The 2,218-nt window shown below is 78.4% G+C and carries 3 protein-coding genes; 2 read left to right on the top strand and 1 reads right to left on the bottom strand.

The features are described from left to right. Nucleotides 1–906 (bottom strand): AAA family ATPase (locus ACWEVO_RS35325; RefSeq protein ID WP_452311752.1); only part of this gene is annotated, 906 nt, incomplete at its 3' end. A 308-nt stretch (nt 907–1,214) separates the two neighbouring features. Between ACWEVO_RS35325 and ACWEVO_RS35330 the strand changes: the two genes are divergently transcribed. Both ACWEVO_RS35330 and ACWEVO_RS35335 read left to right on the top strand, forming a co-directional pair. Continuing rightward, nucleotides 1,215–1,649, top strand: coding sequence for a hypothetical protein (locus ACWEVO_RS35330; protein ID WP_452311754.1), 435 nt, complete (start codon nt 1,215–1,217; stop codon nt 1,647–1,649). Then, a partial coding sequence (locus ACWEVO_RS35335) for an alcohol dehydrogenase catalytic domain-containing protein (protein WP_452311753.1) occupies nt 1,646–2,218 on the top strand: 573 nt, incomplete at its 3' end. The genes ACWEVO_RS35330 and ACWEVO_RS35335, both read left to right, overlap by 4 nt.

Consider the following 2,218-nt stretch of genomic DNA (forward strand, 5'->3'; position numbering starts at 1 on the left):
CCAGCCACCGGTACGCCCGCGCAGCCGCGGCACCGCCGCCGCGGGCAGCGGCACGGCGTGCGCCACCAGCAGGTCGGCGACCTCGTCGTCGGTGAAGGCCAGCTCCGCCGGGCCGAGTTCGGTCAGCTCCCCGGCCAGTCGCCACCGGTGCAGGGCCAGCGCCGGTTCCGTGCGCGCCCCGACCATCAGCCGCAGCCGCCCGTCGGCGTGCCGGAGCAGGAACTCCAGCCCGGTCAGGGCCGCCGGATCGGTGACCCGGTGCAGGTCGTCCAGGACCAGCAGCACGGGACGCTCCCGCGCGGCGAGCGCCGCGGCGAGCAGTTCGAGCTGGTCCGGCCGGGGCGGAACGTCCGGCACCGGCGGCTGGGCCGGATCGTCCGGCTCGCCCGCCACCGCGGCCCGCAGCGCCGCCGCCAGGTACGCCCAGAGCCGCTCCCCGGTGTCGCCCTCCTCCACCGACACCCAGGCCGGCGGCGGCTCGGCCGCAGACGCCCGCGTCCAGGAGGCGAGCAGGGTGGTCTTGCCCCAGCCGGCCGGCGCGACGACCAGGGTCACCGGACCGGCCGTTCCCTGGTCGAGCCGGTTTAGCAGGCGCGGCCGGACCAGCACCGGCTCGGGCGGCGCGGGCGCGGCCAACCGCGACGCCAGCAGCGGGGTGACCGGGCGCTCGCTCGGGCCGGCCGGCTCGACCGCGTCAGCGGCCTCGGCCTCGGCCCGCAACGTCGCGAGGTCGCCGGGCGCCGCCCATCTGTCGGGCGAGGCGGGATCGCCGGGCAGCGCGAAGTCACCGGGCGCCGCGAGATCGCCGGGCCCTTCGCTGGCCGCGACCGGTGCGGCCCCGCCCGCCGGCGCCGCGACGTCGTCCGGCACCCCGGCGACCTCGACGCGCTCAGCCTCTTCCGGCATGCGGCCCTCCCCCGTCGCGTCCGCTCCCCCGGTGCGGGCAGCGGTTACCCGACGCGGACGGTTTCACCCCTTCGGGGCGAACCCCCGTCACCCCGTGCCACCCGATCCTGAAGACACGGGGGGCCGCTCCGCCGGTCGCCGTCGACCGGCGTACGCCGGCCCAGCCCGACGCCCCGGCCACTGATTCACGGAAATAGTGGTCATCGCGGGCCGCATGGCCACTATTTCCGTGAATCAGCGGAGGCGGGGCGCGGGGACGCGGACGTGGGCGCGGGGAGTGGGCGTGGGAAGGGGGTCGGGTGGCACGGATGGGACGACTGGCCGGTACCGGGATCGCTCTCGCGGCGGCCGGGGCGACCGCCGCGCGCGCCCTCGTACACCGGCGGGACCGGCCTCCGCGCGCGGCCGCGACCGACCCGCGGCCGGGCCGCTGGCAGGTGGTGACGGTGGCCGGCCGCCCCGAGGAGGTGCTGCCCCTCGGCCGCTGGCCGGAGCCGCTGCGCCGGCTGGACGGCGCGGTGGAGCTGTACGCCCGCCCGGCGCCGGGCGGGCGCGGCACCGAACTGGCCGCCCGACCCCTCGGCGGCGACCGGGGTTTTCCCGGGCTGGCCGCGCACCTGGTCGGCGACGATCCCGGCCGGCTCATTCGGCAGGCGCTGCGGGAGGCCAAGCAGCTCGCCGAGACCGGCGAGGTGCTCCGGGCGGACCGGTCCCCGATCGACCGGCCGGAGGCACCCGGATGAGGGCGCTCTGCTGGGAGGGCACCGACGAGCTGGCCGTCCGCGAGGTGCCCGATCCGGAGCTGCGCAACGCGCAGGACATGATCGTGCGGGTCCGCCGGAGCGTCACCTGCGGCGCCGACCTGCCGCTGCTGGCCGGGCGGGTCCCGTACCTGGCCGCCGGGGACGTGCTCGGGCACGAGTTCCTCGGCGAGGTGGTGGAGGTCGGGCCGGAGGTCCGCCGGCACCGGATCGCCGACCGGGTGGTGGTCTGCGCGGCGGTGGCCTGCGGCGCCTGCTGGTTCTGCCGACAGGGCCTCTTCGCCTGCTGCGACAACGGGACCGCCGGCGCGCCGGACGCCGAGTCGGCGTGGGGCCAGCCGGTGGGCGGCTGCTACGGCCACCCGGCCCGGACGGGCGGCTTCGCCGGCAGCCACGCCGAGTACGTCCGGGTGCCGTACGCGGACGTCGGGGCGTTCACCGTGCCGGAGGCGGTCAGCGACGACCGGGCGGTGTTCGCCTCGGATTCCGCGCCACCACGTCACCGGCGCCCACCTCGCCCAGCTCGGCGCCGAGCCAGCCGGTCGGCGCGG

The organism is Micromonospora sp. NPDC003776, from assembly GCF_053605645.1.

What these genes read in the sequence shown, in the direction of transcription:
- ACWEVO_RS35330 (WP_452311754.1), top strand. Translation starts at nt 1,215, where the DNA reads ATGGGACGACTGGCCGGTACCGGGATCGCTCTCGCGGCGGCCGGGGCG.